This is a genomic window from Pseudanabaena biceps PCC 7429, assembly GCF_000332215.1.
Classification (GTDB): Bacteria; Cyanobacteriota; Cyanobacteriia; order Pseudanabaenales; family Pseudanabaenaceae; genus Pseudanabaena; species Pseudanabaena biceps.
In genome coordinates this window covers 1-1,501 of record NZ_ALWB01000464.1, presented here as the reverse complement: position 1 = coordinate 1,501, position 1,501 = coordinate 1, and the positions used below count along the sequence as shown (strand labels likewise).

Here is a 1,501-nt window from a genome sequence, read left to right as displayed (position 1 = left end):
CTTTCCATCAACCGTAACGCGCATCCAAGATTCCCCTTGCATGACCAGCCCCACATTAACAGGCTTATTACCAACAAAGGTAAAATCACCGTTAGCGCCTATCTTGGCATTATTGGGCGAATTATTATTTGCAGCAATCCCACTACCCATAGTCCAACTCATAAGCAAATTATTGAGGCTAGAGCTAGTTTCAACTGTGGCATTAGCTGGCGGTTTACCAAGATTATCCTTAGGAAGGGTGGAAACTTTAGGGTCTGGGACTGAATTGACTACGGGCAAATTTAAATTGATCGGAGATGCCATAGCCGTTGGGTCAGTAACGCCTTGTTTGAGTATTTCTAGACCACCAATTTTGGGTAGGAGGCTTTCGGTGGGCTCAACGAGCTTTGATCTGGAGTTACCGAGCTGAGCAGCGTTACTAAAGTTAGTTTGACTGTCGTTAATCTTGTTAGCATCAGGGGAATTCATAAAGGTTGCCAACAAACTAACCGCCCCCGCGATCACCCCAACATAAAGCGCGTATAGGTGTAAGGGTCTTAGCTCGGCAGCAGCGCTACCAGCCCATTTTTGTTCTGGCAAAACTGGATTGAGGGGAAATTCCTCAGAAAGATCGCCAACTCCTAAAGCATTACCATACTTGCGAATAAATCCACGCACATACACAGGCTCAGGCAACGATTCCATTTCACCATCTTCGATCGCCCGTAGGTATCGTTCAGAAATTAATGTGGTCGCAGTTAGGTGAGGAATTGATAGCTCTTTATCTTCGCGAACTCGCTTAAATTGCGCTCCGATTTCTGCTAGTTTCTCTGCTTGCTTCGAGGTTGTAATATTCACAATACTCACAGACATTTAGAAAGAGATTGGACTGACTGACTCAAATGGGCTTTCAGTCGAACTTGGACAACCACAAGTTCTATGTAGAGCGTTGTTGGATGGAGCAATCGAATTTAGTTTAGATTACCTACCTTAACTAATATAACATTCTGCAAAGTTTTCACAGCAAATTATACCAAAACTAATTTTATCTCAATAGCTATTGTGCTTAAAGCTAATAGCTTTAAGCACAATAGCTTTAAGCTATTATGCCTATATAGGGCTTCTCTGGCTGTAAACATTATTTTTGATAAGTAGTTCGGCATAATTAAAAACCAAAACCAGAGAGCATACCGCCCGCGCAATGGGCGGTATGCTCTTCTAGGTTTTAAGTTTACTTATACCTAGCTACTTAAAAGATCGATTTATACCAATTCCCGAAAGTGTTGTCACACTTTCGGGAATTAAAAACCCAACCCAGCAAGGGTTTTCCAAGCTCAAAATGGCGTAGCCATTTTGAGCTTTGGTATTAATTTGTCTTTGCGCAAATTGCAAGCAAAAAATAGTCTATACCACAGAATTAATGCTACAGAAGTAATTATTTAACGATATGGCTGCTGTAGTCGCTTGCGTTAGGATATCAAACCTCAAGAATAGAATGGCGGCGCGAAGCGCCGCCATTCTA

Annotated in this window: 1 protein-coding gene; it reads right to left on the bottom strand. The window is 42.2% G+C overall.

Annotated elements, in window-relative coordinates:
• Positions 1-852: helix-turn-helix domain-containing protein (locus tag PSE7429_RS24055; RefSeq protein ID WP_009629843.1), on the bottom strand; the 852-nt coding region annotated here is incomplete at its 3' end.
• Positions 853-1,501: the final 649 nt, after the last annotated feature.